Source organism: Marinilactibacillus psychrotolerans (genome assembly GCF_900101525.1).
In the GTDB taxonomy this organism is placed as follows: Bacteria; Bacillota; Bacilli; order Lactobacillales; family Carnobacteriaceae_A; genus Marinilactibacillus; species Marinilactibacillus psychrotolerans.
Window position 1 is genome coordinate 90,689 of record NZ_FMZD01000007.1, and the last position, 13,775, is coordinate 104,463.

Sequence of the window (13,775 nt, forward strand, 5' to 3'; positions counted from 1 at the left end):
TATACTATAGCACTAAAAAGTACCTACTTCAAATCAGGTTATACTTTTAGTATACTATACTTACATAAAATAAGGAGAGTGCTAAGATGAACAATCCTAGAATCTTACCAAAAATCGATCAGTCAAAAGGAATGGAGTTCGGATTATATACACTAGGAGACCATTTACCGAACCCACATACTGGTAAAAGAATATCAGCTAAACAAAGAATTAATGAAATTATTGAAACTGCTGTATTAGCGGAAGAGGCAGGATTAGATGTTTTCCAAATAGGAGAATCGCATCAAGATTCCTTTATTTCACAAGCACATATGATTCTTCTCTCAGCGATTGCTCAAGCTACAAATAAAATCAAATTATCGTCGGGCGCTACAATTATCAGCACTTCTGATCCAGTACGGGTATTTGAGGATGCTGCCACGATTGATCTTTTGTCTAATGGGAGAATGGAAGTTGTAGCTGGTAGAGCTTCAAGAGTGGGGCTGTTTGATTTACTTGGTTATGATCTACAAGATTATGAAGCGTTATTTGAAGAAAAATTTGATTTATTTCTTAAAATTAATGAAAAAGAAGTTTTGAATTGGAAGGGAGAATTTCGGGCACCATTAAGAAATGCTCAAGTTATTCCTAGACCTGACAACAAAGAAAAAGGGCTACCGATTTGGAGGGCAGTTGGAGGATCCTATGCTTCTGCACAAAAAGCTGGACGTATTGGCGTTCCTATGTATCAAGCTCATCTTGGAGGGCCAGCATCTGAATTTAAAAAACCTATCGATTTATATAGGGAAACAGCAGCAAATTCTGGTTTTGATACAGATACTTTGCCTGTAGCAACAGCTGGTTTTTTCTATGCCAGTGATAATAAAATGGATGCCTTTAAAGAATATTATCCTCATGTAAATGAAGGAATGAAGATCACGAATGGTCAAGGATTTCCAAAGCAAGCTTTTGCCCATGGTCAAGATTATAGAAGTGTGATCAATGTAGGAGATCCAGAATTAATTATTGAAAAAATATTGTATCAGCATGAGTTATTTGGGAATCAACGTTATATTGCTCAATTAGATTTTGGTGGAGTTCCGATGGAAAGTATCAAAAAAAATATTGATATTATCGGAGAAAAAATTCTTCCTGCTATAAAAAAATATACTAAAAAATAAAGGAGAGTATCTTAGTGAACATAGTCGTAGTATCAGGATCAAATGTTGGAGAAAAAACGAGTATTGCTGCTAATAAGGTGATGAATGTATTAAAAGAAAAATATTCAGAAGATAACAGCGTTAACTTGCTTGATTTAAAAGAACTTACCTTGGAATTTAGCGATGGAAGAAATTATTTGGATTATACTGGAGATACAAAGTATGTTACGCAGACCTTAATGAATGCAGATATTATTTTTTTTGGTACACCAATTTTCCAAGCTTCTATTCCAGCTTCACTTAAAAATCTTTTTGATCTTCTACCTCAAAAAGCATTTGAATATAAAACTTGCAGTATCGTGACAACTGCTGGGTCAAATAAACATTATCTTATTCCAGAGCAACAATTGAAACCTATACTGGGCTATATGAAAGCTAATATTGTGCCTAATTATGTATATATATTAGATACTGATTTTGATAATGGAGAGATCATTAATGATGATATTCATTTTCGAATAGACAAACTAGTTGAGGATACAATCGTTTTAGCTAAGGCCTATAAAGATATTTGGGCCCAACAAGAAGATTCGTACGGATTTTAAAATAAAAAAACCATGCAGTATGTTGATGTATTCAGATCATATTGATCCGAGCATTTACATACTGCATGGTTAATTTTTAATAGATATGGCTTCTATATAGAGAAATAACTTTTCCTAAAATAGAGACATTTGGCAAAATAATTGGATTCATCGTATCATTTTCGGGCTGTAGACGAATATGACCTTTTTCTTTATAAAATCTTTTACAGGTTGCTTCTTCTTCATCTGTCATAGCAATCACTACATCACCATTTTGAGCAGACTCTTGTTTCTTAACGATCACTTGGTCTCCATCTAATATACCAGCATTAATCATACTATTGCCTCGGATAGTCAGCATGAATAAATTGCCTTTTTCAATTTCTAAATCATTTGGGATAGGAAAATAATCAATTGCTTCTTCAACAGCTAGAATCGGTTCTCCAGCTGTAACAACACCTAGAAGTGGAATGTGGTTTTCGAATTCATCAATCCCGATTTTAATCAATCCTTCTTTTGTAAACTCAATTGCTCGAGGTTTAGAAGGGTCTCTTAAAATAAACCCATTTTTTTCTAGCCTTGCTAAGTGACCATGAACAGTTGAAGTAGAAGAAAGATCGGTAGCTGAACCAATTTCTCGAACAGTAGGTGGATATCCTCGTTTATTTACTTGTTCGTGTATATAACGCAATATTTCAATTTGCTTTTCACCTTTACGGCCTCTAGTTGTCATAAAGTGACACCTCGTCCTTTCAGAGTTTAGTAGGTATTCAGTCATGTATAAGTAATATAATATAAGTCATAATGATTGCTTAGCTTATAAGAATATAAACTATAAAAAAATTATATCATAAACCGAACATTGAATCAAACGAATGTTCGAAATAGAAGTTTTTTTAAATGAAAGTGGAACTCATAAAAATTTAATACTATGCTGAAAATTCGCGAATGGTTATGATTCAATTTGAAATAATGGTATACTTTGATAATAAAGACTTTATACACCAGTCTTTTAGAAATTTTAAAGGAGAATAAGTATGTTACCTAAAAAACAATTAGATCGCATAAATGAATTAGTTCGCAAAGATAGAACTGAGGGATTGACACCTGAAGAAAAAGCCGAACAAAAAGACCTTAGAGAAAAATATATCAAAGCGTTTCGTTCTGGAATGAGAAATCATATTGAAGGAATGAAAGTCGTAGACCCAGAGGGTAAGGATGTTACCCCGCATAAATTAAAGAAAATTCAGCAAGAAAAAGGTATTCATGATAGAAAATAGGTATAGTCAGTAAATTCTACTTTATAAGTAATTTATCTTTTATGAAAGCGTTGAAAAAAACTAGTTTAGATAGTACAATGATTAAGAGCGTTATCATTTTAGCAATAGGAAGGAATGAATATATTTGTTTGATAAAATTGATCAAATGGCAGTAGATACAATCCGAACTTTAAGCATTGACGGAGTTCAAAAAGCAAACTCAGGTCACCCTGGATTACCGATGGGAGCTGCACCAATGGCTTACACCCTTTGGACGCGACATTTAAATGTTAATCCAAAAAATACTAAGTGGTTTGACCGTGACCGTTTCATCCTGTCAGCTGGACACGGATCTATGTTGCTTTATAGTCTTTTACATTTGTCGGGTTATGATGTTAAGATTGAAGATCTGAAAAACTTCCGTCAGTTAGAAAGCCGTACACCTGGGCACCCCGAAGTTCATGTAACAGATGGTGTAGAAGCTACTACTGGACCACTTGGACAAGGTGTTGCTAATGCTGTAGGTATGGCAATGGCCGAAGCACATCTTGCTTCAACTTATAATAAAGATAACTTTAATATTGTCGATCATTATACTTACGCTTTATGTGGTGATGGCGATTTGATGGAAGGTGTATCCCAAGAAGCGGCTTCACTAGCTGGACACTTGAAATTAGGAAAAATGATTATGTTGTATGATTCTAACGATATATCACTAGATGGCCCTACCTCTAAAGCATTTACTGAAGATGTAGGAAAACGCTTTGAAGCATACGGGTGGGAACATATTCTAGTCGAAGATGGAAATGATCTTGATGCAATAGATAAAGCCATTACGGCTGCTAAAGAAACAAAAGATAAACCAACGTTAATTGAAGTTAAGACTATTATCGGTTTTGGTGCTCCTAATGCAGGGACTCATACAGTTCATGGAGCTCCACTTGGACCTGAAGGTGTAACAGCCGCTAAAGAAGCATATGGATGGGAAGGCGAAGATTTCTTCGTTCCTGATGAAGTTGCTGCAAGATTTAAAGAACAGATTGTTGATCAGGGAAGTAAAGCTGAAAAAGAATGGAATAAATTGGTTGAGGAATATAAAGAAACACACGCTGAGCTGGCTGAAAAATTCAGTTTAGCATTAAGTGGAGAACTTCCTGAGAATTGGGATGAATATTTACCGGTTTATTCTGAAGGAGATAAAGCAGCTGCTACTCGTGCAACAAGCGGGGAAGTACTAAATGCATTATCACAATCCATTCCTAATTTATGGGGCGGCTCAGCGGATCTATCAGGTTCTAATAACACGATGATGAAAGAACAATCTGATTTCCAGCCTGGTCACTATGAAGGAAGAAATATCTGGTATGGTGTTCGTGAATTTGCAATGGCTGCCGCTTTGAATGGTATATTACTCCATGGCGGAACAAAATCTTATGTAGGAACGTTCTTTGTATTTAGTGATTATTTACGTCCAGCCGTCCGTTTAGCAGCATTATCTAAAATTCCAGCTATTTATGTACTGACTCATGATTCAATTGCAGTTGGAGAAGATGGGCCTACTCACGAACCAGTAGAGCAAATCTCAAGTTTCAGAGGTATGCATAACCTTTCTTTAATTAGACCAGCCGACGGGAATGAAGTTGCTGCAGCGTGGGAAATCGCGCTTAAATCAACTGATAGACCAACCATGTTAGTATTGACTCGTCAGAACTTACCAGTATTGACTAACTCAGCTAATATGGCTAGAGATAATGTGAAAAATGGTGCTTATGTAATTTCGCCATCTGAAGGGGAAACGCCAGAAGGTATTTTGATTGCTACTGGTTCAGAAGTTTCTCTTGCTATTTCAGCTCAAAAAGAACTGAAGGCTCAAGGAAAAGATGTTTCAGTAGTCTCTATGCCAAGCCAAGATCTGTTTGACTTGCAATCAGCTGAATATAAAGAAGCTGTTTTACCATCAAGCGTTACGAAACGTGTATCAATTGAAATGGGATCATCTTTCGGATGGGATCGTTACATTGGTGTTAAAGGCGCAAGTCTATCTATAGATAAGTTTGGGGCAAGTGGAAATGGTTCATCTGTAGTAGAAGAATATGGATTCACTACAGATAATGTAGTAAAAACTTATTTATCTTTAAATTAATTTTTCGAAATAACTAAGGATTCTGGCAGTGAATACTATAGTCTATTATTTTGAATGGAGCACTCGTGTATTAATTGTCTTCATTCGCTTTAATAACTGTAAAATTCACTGCTTTTCTCTATCTTTCTAAATTAAATATGCAAATACTGCACTTTAGGTTTATTTTTGTTTAAAAGTTGTGTAAAATAGTCGAGTGAGTAATTAGAATTAGCGATATGTGCTTTCGTTTCAATTAAGAACGATATTTATATACATTGATTCTATATTAACAAGAAAATTGGGGAGGAGTGAAAATATGCCAACATGGGGCTGGATAATTTTAGTTATTGTAGCACTTATCGGAGGAGCAGTTGGAGGATTCTTCATTTCGAGAAAATACATGATGGATTATTTCGAGAAAAATCCACCGATCGATGAGAATATGTTACGGATGATGATGCTGCAAATGGGACAAAAACCATCTGAACGAAAAATCAATCAAATGATGAGTCAAATGAAATCTCAACAAAAGAAAAAAAATAATACTAATAAGTAGTAGGTATAAATTTACTAACAAAAATATATAGTTGTTACTTTAAGGAATAATTAAGAAAACGGGCAGAGTTTGCCCGTTTTCTTTTATAATATTATGACACCGTGTCATAATTGGTTATATTATTAGAAGGATAAAAAATAAAATAGGAGTTCAATAGATGGATATATTTAAGCGATTAAGCTGGTTTTTCCTTAAAGAGAAAAAATCATATATGATAGGAATATTCTCGTTGGTTGTTGTTGCACTGCTGCAGCTAATTCCGCCAAGAATAATCGGGATAGTAGTAGATGAAATCGAAACGAATAGCATCACTTCTAAGTCTTTGTCTTTCTGGTTGGGTATTTTACTTATTTCAGCTTTACTTCAGTATATCTTTAGATATATATGGCGGATGAAAATTTGGGGAAATGCTGCAAAATTGGAACAAACAGTCAGAAAGCAACTATACAATCATTTTACAAATATGGATAATCAGTTTTTTCAAAAATATCGTGCCGGAGACTTAATGGCTCACGCGACAAATGACTTGAGAGGATTAAGAATGGTCGCTGGAGGCGGGATTCTTACACTGGCTGATGCTATAAGTGTGGGATTGACTACTCTTTTAGCTATGATATTTGTAGTTGATTGGAGATTGACTTTAATTGCAGTTTTCCCTTTACCACTTTTGGCTATTACATCTAGAGTTTTGGGCCGAAAACTTCATATGAGGTTTAGAGATGCTCAAGCGTCCTTTTCTCAATTGAATGATAAAGTTCAAGAAAGTATTCAAGGAATTAAAGTTCTAAAAACATTTGGACAAGAGAAAGAAGATATTGAAGAATTCAAAGAACAGACAGCTAATGTCGTGGCAAAAAATAGACTAGTATATAAAATAGATTCATTATTTGATCCTGCTATTACTTTAATTATGGGTGTATCATACTTTTTGACCATTTTTATTGGTGGACTATTAATAACTGAAAACGAGATTAGTATAGGAGATTTTGTTACGTTTATCAACTACATTGGTATGCTTGTATGGCCAATGTTTGCAATTGGTCGACTTTTCAATATTATTGAAAGAGGATCAGCTAGTTATGATAGAATCGAAAATTTATTACGAGAAGAATCTTCAATTGTTGAAAGAAAAGGCTCAATTGAGGAGCCTGTAAAGGGCGATCTAAAGTTCGAAATTAAAACATTCTCTTATCCAGATGATGAAGTAATGACTTTACATGATATTCATTTCAGCCTAAGAGCAGGGCATACTTTGGGAATTGTAGGTAAAACCGGTGCGGGGAAAACCACTATTCTTAAATTACTTCTTAGAGAATATGACCGTTATAAAGGAAATATTCAATACGGCTCTCATGATATAAGAGACTATACCTTAGATGCACTACTAAAACAGATTGGATATGTTCCTCAGGACAACTATTTATTCTCAACCACAATTAGAGATAATATTCGTTTTGCCGATCCAAGTTTATCCCAAGAAGAAGTAGAAGCAGCAGCTCGATTAGCTGATATTCATAATGATATTTTGAATCTGCCCGATGGTTACGATACACAAGTTGGTGAACGAGGCGTATCGTTATCTGGAGGACAGAAACAAAGAATCTCAATTGCAAGATCAATCATTACGAATCCTGAGTTAATGATATTGGATGACTCATTGTCAGCAGTAGATGCTAAAACGGAAGAAAGCATTCTTTCCGGATTGAAAGAAAAAAGACAAAAACAGACAACCATTATTGCAGCTCATCGAATTAGTTCTGTAATGCATGCAGAAGAAATTATGGTAGTTGAAGATGGTACAATTGTAGAACGTGGAACGCATGAACAATTATTAAAATTTGGTGGATGGTATAAAGATATGTATCGTCAGCAACAATTAGAGCAGAAATTGGAAGGAGAGGATGAATAATGGAACAGCCAGAAATCATAAAAGATCGATCCATTCCTTTCAAACAGCAGATGCATATACTGAGAAGGATTTTGAAATTCGCTCATCCGTATCGGAAGGAATTTACTGTAGCCATTATTTTCAGTATATTACTTGCGATTATTAATGCAATCTTACCAAGAATTATTCAAGTATTTATTGATGATCATATAACCCCTGGAGATGCTACTTTAAGAATTATTCTATTTTTTGCGGCACTTCATTTTGGGGTAACCTTGATTCGGATGATCGTCTGGTATTTTGAACTGTATATCTTTAATATGGCATCAGAAAAAACAGTGAAAAATATTCGCGAAAGTCTTTATACAAAACTTCATAGTTTAGGTATGAGATTTTTTGATCAGACTTCAACGGGCTGGATTATCACTAGAGCAACCAATGATACAGAAGCTATGAAAGATTTCTGGAATGTTTTCCTAACGATTATGCAAGGTGTGTTTGGTGTAGTCATTTCTTTAAGCGCAATGTTTATCTTGGATGCTTCTGTTGCAGTATGGATCTTATTGTTTGCACCTGTTTTATTGATTGTAATAAGGTTTTATCAAGTATATAGTTCTAAGACTTATGTCAGCATGAAATCAAAGTTGAGCTCATTAAATACAAAGTTGGCTGAAACAATTAATGGAATGTCGATTATACAACAATTTAGACAAGAACGACGCTTACAGAAAGAGTTTGAAGAAACTAATCGTTCTTATTTTGATTCTAGATATTCAATGGTTAGAATCAATGCAATTTTATTAAGCCCCATCATTAATTTCTTATATACAATTGCAGTAGTTCTGATATTAGCAATTTTCGGGATTAATGCTTTAAATAGTCCAATCGAAGTAGGGATTATTTACGCTTTTACTTCTTATGCTAATGACTTTTTTAGACCATTAACAAGATTAATGGATAGCTTGAGTCTGTTTCAAGATGGGATAGTTTCAAGTAGCCGAATCCTTAAAGTGATGGATAATGAAGAATATACGCCGCAACAAAACAATATAGCGGGAGCAGAAATAGAGATAGGAAAAATTGAATTTAAAAATGTCTCTTTCTCTTACGATGGCAAATCAGATGTACTAAAAAATATTAGTTTCAATGTGAATCCTGGAGAAACAGTAGCACTAGTAGGACATACAGGCAGTGGTAAATCTTCAATAATAAATGTGCTTATGCGATTCTATGATTTCCAAAAAGGAGAAGTTCTAATTGATGGTAGATCTATAAAAGATTATCCTATGAGAGAGTTAAGAAGAAAAACTGGACTTGTTCTACAAGATTCTTTCTTATTCTATGGCACTATAAAAGATAATATTAGAATAAAAAATAACGAAATAAACGATCGTGAGATTATTCAAGCTGCAAGGTTTGTTCAAGCTGATCAGTTTATTGAAGACTTGCCAGGAGACTATGATGCAAGAGTAGTTGAGCGAGGAGCAAGTTTCTCTAGCGGACAAAAACAGTTGATTTCTTTTGCTAGTACAATTGTTAGAGATCCGAAGATACTGATTTTGGATGAAGCAACTGCTAATATTGATACCGAGACAGAAGCACTCATTCAAGAAGGGCTGAATAGAATGAGAAAAGGTCGCACTACAGTAGCAATTGCTCATAGACTTTCAACAATTCGGGATGCTGACCAAATATTAGTATTAGAAGATGGGAGAATTATCGAACGTGGAACACATGATGACCTCATTTCTAAAGGCGGTAAGTATAAAGATATGTATGAATTACAAAATATTGGATTACAAACCAAATGATAAAAGTGGAAGGCTAAGTATCTCTAGCCTTCCACTTTTATTTATTAAATATGAAAATGATTAATTAATTTATACGGTCTAGTTCTTCAAAGGCGGTTTGGATTTTTTCAGAGTAATACTGATTGATATCTTCAATACCATCAATTTTTCTTTCAACATAAAAAGGATCTCCGATTTTCACAATTGCTTTTTTACGCTTGAAAATATCTTTGATTGTATAGGGTCCCTCGTAAACAACGGGTACAATTTGACGTTTGCTGGCTCTAGCAATTGTTACTGCTCCTCCTTTTAATTCTTGTGAATGTCTAGTGCCAGAAGGGAAAATCACTAAACTAAGCTTGTTTTCTTTTAATATTTTAACTGGTTTTTTTATGGCACTAGGTTGTGGATTATCACGATCGACTGGAAATGCATTCATTTTAGTAATGAACCATCCAAATATTTTATTATTAAATAATTCTTTTTTAGCCATAAAGCAAAATTGACGAGGACTAGCCGCTAAAACGATAAAAACTGGATCAATCAGAGATCTGTGCGGAGCTATTAGAACGTAGGTTTCATCCTTGGGTAATTTTTCTCGATTAATAAATTTAGGTTTTCCATTAAAAATATAGATAAGAATTCGAATAAATCCTCTAACAAAAGAAAAAAACACGTATTGACACTTCCTTTATTTAATTTCTAATCTTTATAATTATGCGATAATCAAAAGAAAGAAGCAAGTTTTTTTAAATGGTTTGCTATTTAGAGATTGATTATGTATAATTAAAGGCGGTGTAAAAATACACTAATTTCACACTTTGCTGGATGTAGTGAAAGGTGCTCTGTAGCCATGGAGTCTTCATACAAACGAAAGCAAAGGCGGAAAAAAACCATAATGGAGGAATGTACAAATGGCAGTAGTATCAATGAAACAACTATTAGAATCAGGTGTTCATTTTGGTCACCAGACACGTCGCTGGAATCCAAAAATGAAACGTTATATCTTCACAGAAAGAAACGGAATCTACATCATCGACTTGCAAAAAACAGTTCGTATGATCGATCAAGCATATAACTATGTCCGTGAAATCGCTGAAGATGGTGGAACAGTTCTTTTTGTAGGAACTAAAAAACAAGCACAAGACGCTATTAAAGAAGAAGCAATTAGAGCTGGATCATACTACATCAATCACCGTTGGTTAGGTGGAACACTTACTAACTGGGATACAATCCAAAAACGTATTACTCGTTTGAAAAAACTTGAAAAAATGGAAGAAGATGGAACTTTTGAAGTCCTTCCTAAAAAAGAAGTTGGGATCTTACTGAAAGAGCGTGACCGTTTAGATAAATTCTTAGGCGGAATCAAAGATATGCCTAAACGCCCTGATGTATTATTTGTCGTTGATCCTCGCAAAGAGCATATTGCAGTTAAAGAAGCTCAAAAATTAAATATTCCTATCGTTGCTATGGTAGACACAAACTGTGACCCAGATGAAATCGATGTAATCATTCCTTCAAACGATGATGCAATTCGTGCAGTTAAGTTATTAACTAAAACTATTGCAGATGCTGTAATTGAAGGAAACCAAGGTGAAGAAGGATTTGAAGAAGAAGTTAAATCTGACTCACTTGATAAAATTGTTGAAGTTGTAGAAGGCGACAACGAATAATTTTTAGAACTATATCTAATAGTTCTTTACATTTCGATTAGGAGGAATTACATTGGCAAACATTAAAGCAGCACAAGTAAAAGAGTTGCGCGATAAAACAGGCGTTGGAATGATGGACGCTAAAAAAGCACTTGTAGAAACAGACGGAGATTTAGATGCAGCGATTGATTACCTGCGCGAAAAAGGTGTTTCTAAAGCAGCTAAAAAAGCTGATCGCATTGCGGCAGAAGGCTTAGCTAACGTTTATTCTAGTGGAAACTCTGCAGCAATTGCAGAAATCAACTCTGAAACAGATTTCGTTTCTAAAAATGAAAAATTTCAAAATTTAGTTAAAAATATTTCTAAAACAATTGTGGAAAATAAACCAGCTACAGTTGAAGAAGCACTTGAAGTGAAAATGGAAGACGGTACAGTTGGTTCAGTTATTACTGAAGCTACTCAAACTATCGGAGAAAAAATTACTTTACGTCGTTTTGCAATTTTAGAAAAAAATGATGGCGAAGTATTTGGAGACTACGAGCACATGGGTGGTCGTATCACTGTACTTGCATTAGTTGAAGGAACAGATAATGAAGAAGTGGCTCGCAATGTTGCAATGCATATTGCAGCAATTGATCCTAAATACATTACTCGTGATGAAGTGCCTCAAGAGACTCGTGATCATGAATTAAATGTTCTATCTGAACAAGCTAAAAATGAAGGTAAACCAGCTAATATCGTAGAAAAAATGGTTCAAGGTCGCTTGAACAAATGGTTAGCTGAAATTAGCCTTGTAGATCAACCATATGTTAAAGATTCAGATAAAACTGTTGGCCAATATCTAAAAGAAAATGGCGCAACTGTTAAATCATTTATCCGTTATGAAGTTGGAGAAGGAATCGAAAAACGTTCAGAAGACTTTGCGGCTGAAGTACAAAGCCAATTAGGTAAGAAATAAAGTTAGTCTTTAAATTAGGTAGGGACGTGATCGTTAGCGTTCCTGCCTTTTTTACAGCCTAATACATACTAAACCGCCTTTTTATAATGAACTATAAGATGGAATATGGTAAACTAAATGTGTATGACTGATGGAGGGAAATCATAATGACAGAACCTAAATATAAGAGAATTATACTGAAATTAAGTGGAGAAGCCTTAGCCGGAGATACTGGGTTTGGGATACAGCCTCCTACTATTGATGAAATTTGCCGAGAAATTAAAGATGTACATGATCTTGGTGTTGAAATCGCTATTGTAGTTGGTGGTGGAAATATCTGGAGAGGTCATGTAGGATCTGAAATGGGAATGGAAAGATCTCAAGCAGATTATATGGGGATGATTGCAACCGTTATGAATGCACTAGCATTGCAAGATTGTTTGGAAAATACTGGCGTCCCTACACGTGTTCAGACATCGATCGAAATGAGACAAGTAGCTGAACCTTATATCCGTCGGAAAGCAATTAGACATTTAGAAAAAGGTCGAGTGGTAATTTTTGCGGGCGGAATTGGTAGTCCATATTTTTCAACGGATACCACAGCTGCGCTACGGGCAGCAGAAATTAATGCTGATGTAATCATGATGGCCAAAAATAATGTAGATGGTATTTATTCTGCTGATCCTAATATTGATAAAACGGCAGTTAAATATGAAAAACTTACGTATCTTGAAATTATCAATCAGTCACTTCAAGTTATGGATACCACAGCTTCTTCATTTAGTATGGATAATGACATTCCATTGGTCGTATTTAATCTGAATCAAACGGGAAATATCAAACGTGTAGCTTTAGGAGAAACAATCGGCACAACAGTCAGGAGGACTCATAATGAGTGATAGTATATTAAAAGACACAGAAACTAGAATGAAAAAAGCAGAACAAGCATATGTTAGAGAATTAGGTTCAATCAGAGCGGGACGAGCAAATCCAAGTTTGTTGAATCGTGTGAACGTAGAGTATTATGGAGCTGAAACACCTTTGAATCAATTAGCTCAAATTTCAGTACCTGAAGCAAGAGTTTTATTAATTACTCCGTATGATCAAAATTCAGTAGGGGATATTGAAAAAGCTATTAATCAATCAGATATTGGTATCCCACCTTCAAACGACGGCACTGTCATTCGATTAGTTGTTCCTGCTTTAACTGAAGAACGTAGAAAAGAAATCGCTAAACAAGTAGGAAAAGAAGCTGAAAATGCAAAGATTTCTATTAGAAATATTAGACGTGATTCGATTGATTCATTGAAAAAAGCAGAAAAAAATGGTGATTTAACAAAAGATGATCTTAGAGATTATGAAGAAGAAGTGCAAAAATTAACGAATAGCAGTGTAGCAGCAATTGATAAATTATCAGCTGAAAAGGAAAAAGAAATTTTAGATGTATAATTAAATAATGCAAGGAGATTTTGATTATCTCCTTGCATTATTTGTTTTAGATACATAATAGGGTTGAAGAATTAACTTTGTAATTTTTCAATAATAAATTTATTTACTAGTTTTGTCACTATAGTAGTTATAATTAACCCAATAATGTAATTTTTTAATTTTGTTTTCAAATTAACTGCCTCCTCGTATACAGTGCTTTAATCTATAACATAATTATACCAAAATTCCCTTATTTTGAATAATTTTTTGATTGTGATTTAGAATTGGACTAAACTATGGATATTGTATTTTATCCATAACCAAAAATCCTTATAAGAATTTTATATATTTTGATATGGTAATTTCAAATATTATTTACTACAATAGAATAGATGTAGAATAAATACTTGGAGGTTTTGA

General features: G+C 34.3%; 13 protein-coding genes. 11 read left to right on the top strand and 2 right to left on the bottom strand.

Annotation, left to right across the window (positions count from 1 at the left end; all coding sequences use genetic code 11):
- Positions 1–86: 86 nt before the first annotated feature.
- Together BLT22_RS05475 and BLT22_RS05480 are read left to right on the top strand one after the other, a co-directional pair.
- Positions 87–1,160 (top strand): LLM class flavin-dependent oxidoreductase, encoded by a 1,074-nt coding sequence (locus BLT22_RS05475; protein WP_091761444.1) that lies wholly within the window; start codon positions 87–89, stop codon positions 1,158–1,160.
- Between the two features lie 14 nt (positions 1,161–1,174).
- Positions 1,175–1,744: an NADPH-dependent FMN reductase gene (locus tag BLT22_RS05480; protein WP_091761447.1), complete on the top strand. Its 570-nt coding sequence runs from the start codon at positions 1,175–1,177 to the stop codon at positions 1,742–1,744.
- A gap of 76 nt (positions 1,745–1,820) precedes the next feature.
- On the opposite strand, the gene lexA is transcribed toward BLT22_RS05480, so the two are convergent.
- A complete protein-coding gene (gene lexA, locus BLT22_RS05485) occupies positions 1,821–2,456 on the bottom strand; it encodes a transcriptional repressor LexA (protein ID WP_087057099.1) in 636 nt (211 codons plus the stop codon).
- Between the two features lie 304 nt (positions 2,457–2,760).
- On the opposite strand from lexA, the gene BLT22_RS05490 reads away from it, so the two are divergent.
- The 5 genes from BLT22_RS05490 to BLT22_RS05510 all read left to right on the top strand — a co-directional run bounded on the left by BLT22_RS05490 (position 2,761) and on the right by BLT22_RS05510 (position 9,359).
- A complete protein-coding gene (locus tag BLT22_RS05490; protein ID WP_087057098.1) occupies positions 2,761–3,003 on the top strand; it encodes a DUF896 family protein in 243 nt (80 codons plus the stop codon).
- Positions 3,004–3,127: 124 nt separating this feature from the next.
- A complete protein-coding gene (gene tkt, locus BLT22_RS05495; protein ID WP_091761449.1) occupies positions 3,128–5,125 on the top strand; it encodes a transketolase in 1,998 nt (665 codons plus the stop codon).
- A 295-nt stretch (positions 5,126–5,420) separates the two neighbouring features.
- On the top strand, positions 5,421–5,660 hold the full coding sequence (locus tag BLT22_RS05500; protein WP_087057096.1) for a YneF family protein: 240 nt from the start codon (positions 5,421–5,423) through the stop codon (positions 5,658–5,660).
- Between the two features lie 157 nt (positions 5,661–5,817).
- A complete protein-coding gene (locus BLT22_RS05505; RefSeq protein ID WP_091761451.1) occupies positions 5,818–7,569 on the top strand; it encodes an ABC transporter ATP-binding protein in 1,752 nt (583 codons plus the stop codon).
- Positions 7,569–9,359: an ABC transporter ATP-binding protein gene (locus BLT22_RS05510; protein WP_091761453.1), complete on the top strand. Its 1,791-nt coding sequence runs from the start codon at positions 7,569–7,571 to the stop codon at positions 9,357–9,359. The genes BLT22_RS05505 and BLT22_RS05510 overlap by 1 nt, the downstream gene beginning before the upstream one ends.
- A 64-nt stretch (positions 9,360–9,423) precedes the next feature.
- Here the strand turns inward: BLT22_RS05510 and BLT22_RS05515 are convergent, their stop codons facing one another.
- Positions 9,424–10,014 carry a lysophospholipid acyltransferase family protein gene (locus tag BLT22_RS05515; RefSeq protein WP_087059458.1) on the bottom strand — a complete coding sequence of 197 codons (591 nt, stop codon included), beginning with the start codon at positions 10,012–10,014 and terminating at the stop codon, positions 9,424–9,426.
- Positions 10,015–10,252: 238 nt separating this feature from the next.
- On the opposite strand from BLT22_RS05515, the gene rpsB reads away from it, so the two are divergent.
- The 4 genes from rpsB to frr all read left to right on the top strand — a co-directional run bounded on the left by rpsB (position 10,253) and on the right by frr (position 13,376).
- On the top strand, positions 10,253–11,011 hold the full coding sequence (rpsB, locus tag BLT22_RS05520) for a 30S ribosomal protein S2 (protein ID WP_087059040.1): 759 nt from the start codon (positions 10,253–10,255) through the stop codon (positions 11,009–11,011).
- Positions 11,012–11,063: 52 nt separating this feature from the next.
- The gene (tsf, locus tag BLT22_RS05525) at positions 11,064–11,948 is read left to right on the top strand and encodes a translation elongation factor Ts (protein ID WP_091761455.1); all 885 of its coding nucleotides are present in this window, start codon (positions 11,064–11,066) and stop codon (positions 11,946–11,948) included.
- Between the two features lie 146 nt (positions 11,949–12,094).
- Positions 12,095–12,826 carry a UMP kinase gene (gene pyrH / locus BLT22_RS05530; protein WP_087059044.1) on the top strand — a complete coding sequence of 244 codons (732 nt, stop codon included), beginning with the start codon at positions 12,095–12,097 and terminating at the stop codon, positions 12,824–12,826.
- Positions 12,819–13,376 (top strand): ribosome recycling factor, encoded by a 558-nt coding sequence (gene frr / locus BLT22_RS05535; RefSeq protein ID WP_087059046.1) that lies wholly within the window; start codon positions 12,819–12,821, stop codon positions 13,374–13,376. Before pyrH ends, frr begins: the two co-directional genes overlap by 8 nt.
- Positions 13,377–13,775: the final 399 nt, after the last annotated feature.

What these genes read in the sequence shown, in the direction of transcription:
- BLT22_RS05475 (WP_091761444.1), top strand. Translation starts at nt 87, where the DNA reads ATGAACAATCCTAGAATCTTACCAAAAATCGATCAGTCAAAAGGAATG.
- lexA (WP_087057099.1), bottom strand. Translation starts at nt 2,456, where the DNA reads ATGACAACTAGAGGCCGTAAAGGTGAAAAGCAAATTGAAATATTGCGT.
- BLT22_RS05490 (WP_087057098.1), top strand. Translation starts at nt 2,761, where the DNA reads ATGTTACCTAAAAAACAATTAGATCGCATAAATGAATTAGTTCGCAAA.
- BLT22_RS05500 (WP_087057096.1), top strand. Translation starts at nt 5,421, where the DNA reads ATGCCAACATGGGGCTGGATAATTTTAGTTATTGTAGCACTTATCGGA.
- BLT22_RS05505 (WP_091761451.1), top strand. Translation starts at nt 5,818, where the DNA reads ATGGATATATTTAAGCGATTAAGCTGGTTTTTCCTTAAAGAGAAAAAA.
- BLT22_RS05510 (WP_091761453.1), top strand. Translation starts at nt 7,569, where the DNA reads ATGGAACAGCCAGAAATCATAAAAGATCGATCCATTCCTTTCAAACAG.
- rpsB (WP_087059040.1), top strand. Translation starts at nt 10,253, where the DNA reads ATGGCAGTAGTATCAATGAAACAACTATTAGAATCAGGTGTTCATTTT.
- pyrH (WP_087059044.1), top strand. Translation starts at nt 12,095, where the DNA reads ATGACAGAACCTAAATATAAGAGAATTATACTGAAATTAAGTGGAGAA.
- frr (WP_087059046.1), top strand. Translation starts at nt 12,819, where the DNA reads ATGAGTGATAGTATATTAAAAGACACAGAAACTAGAATGAAAAAAGCA.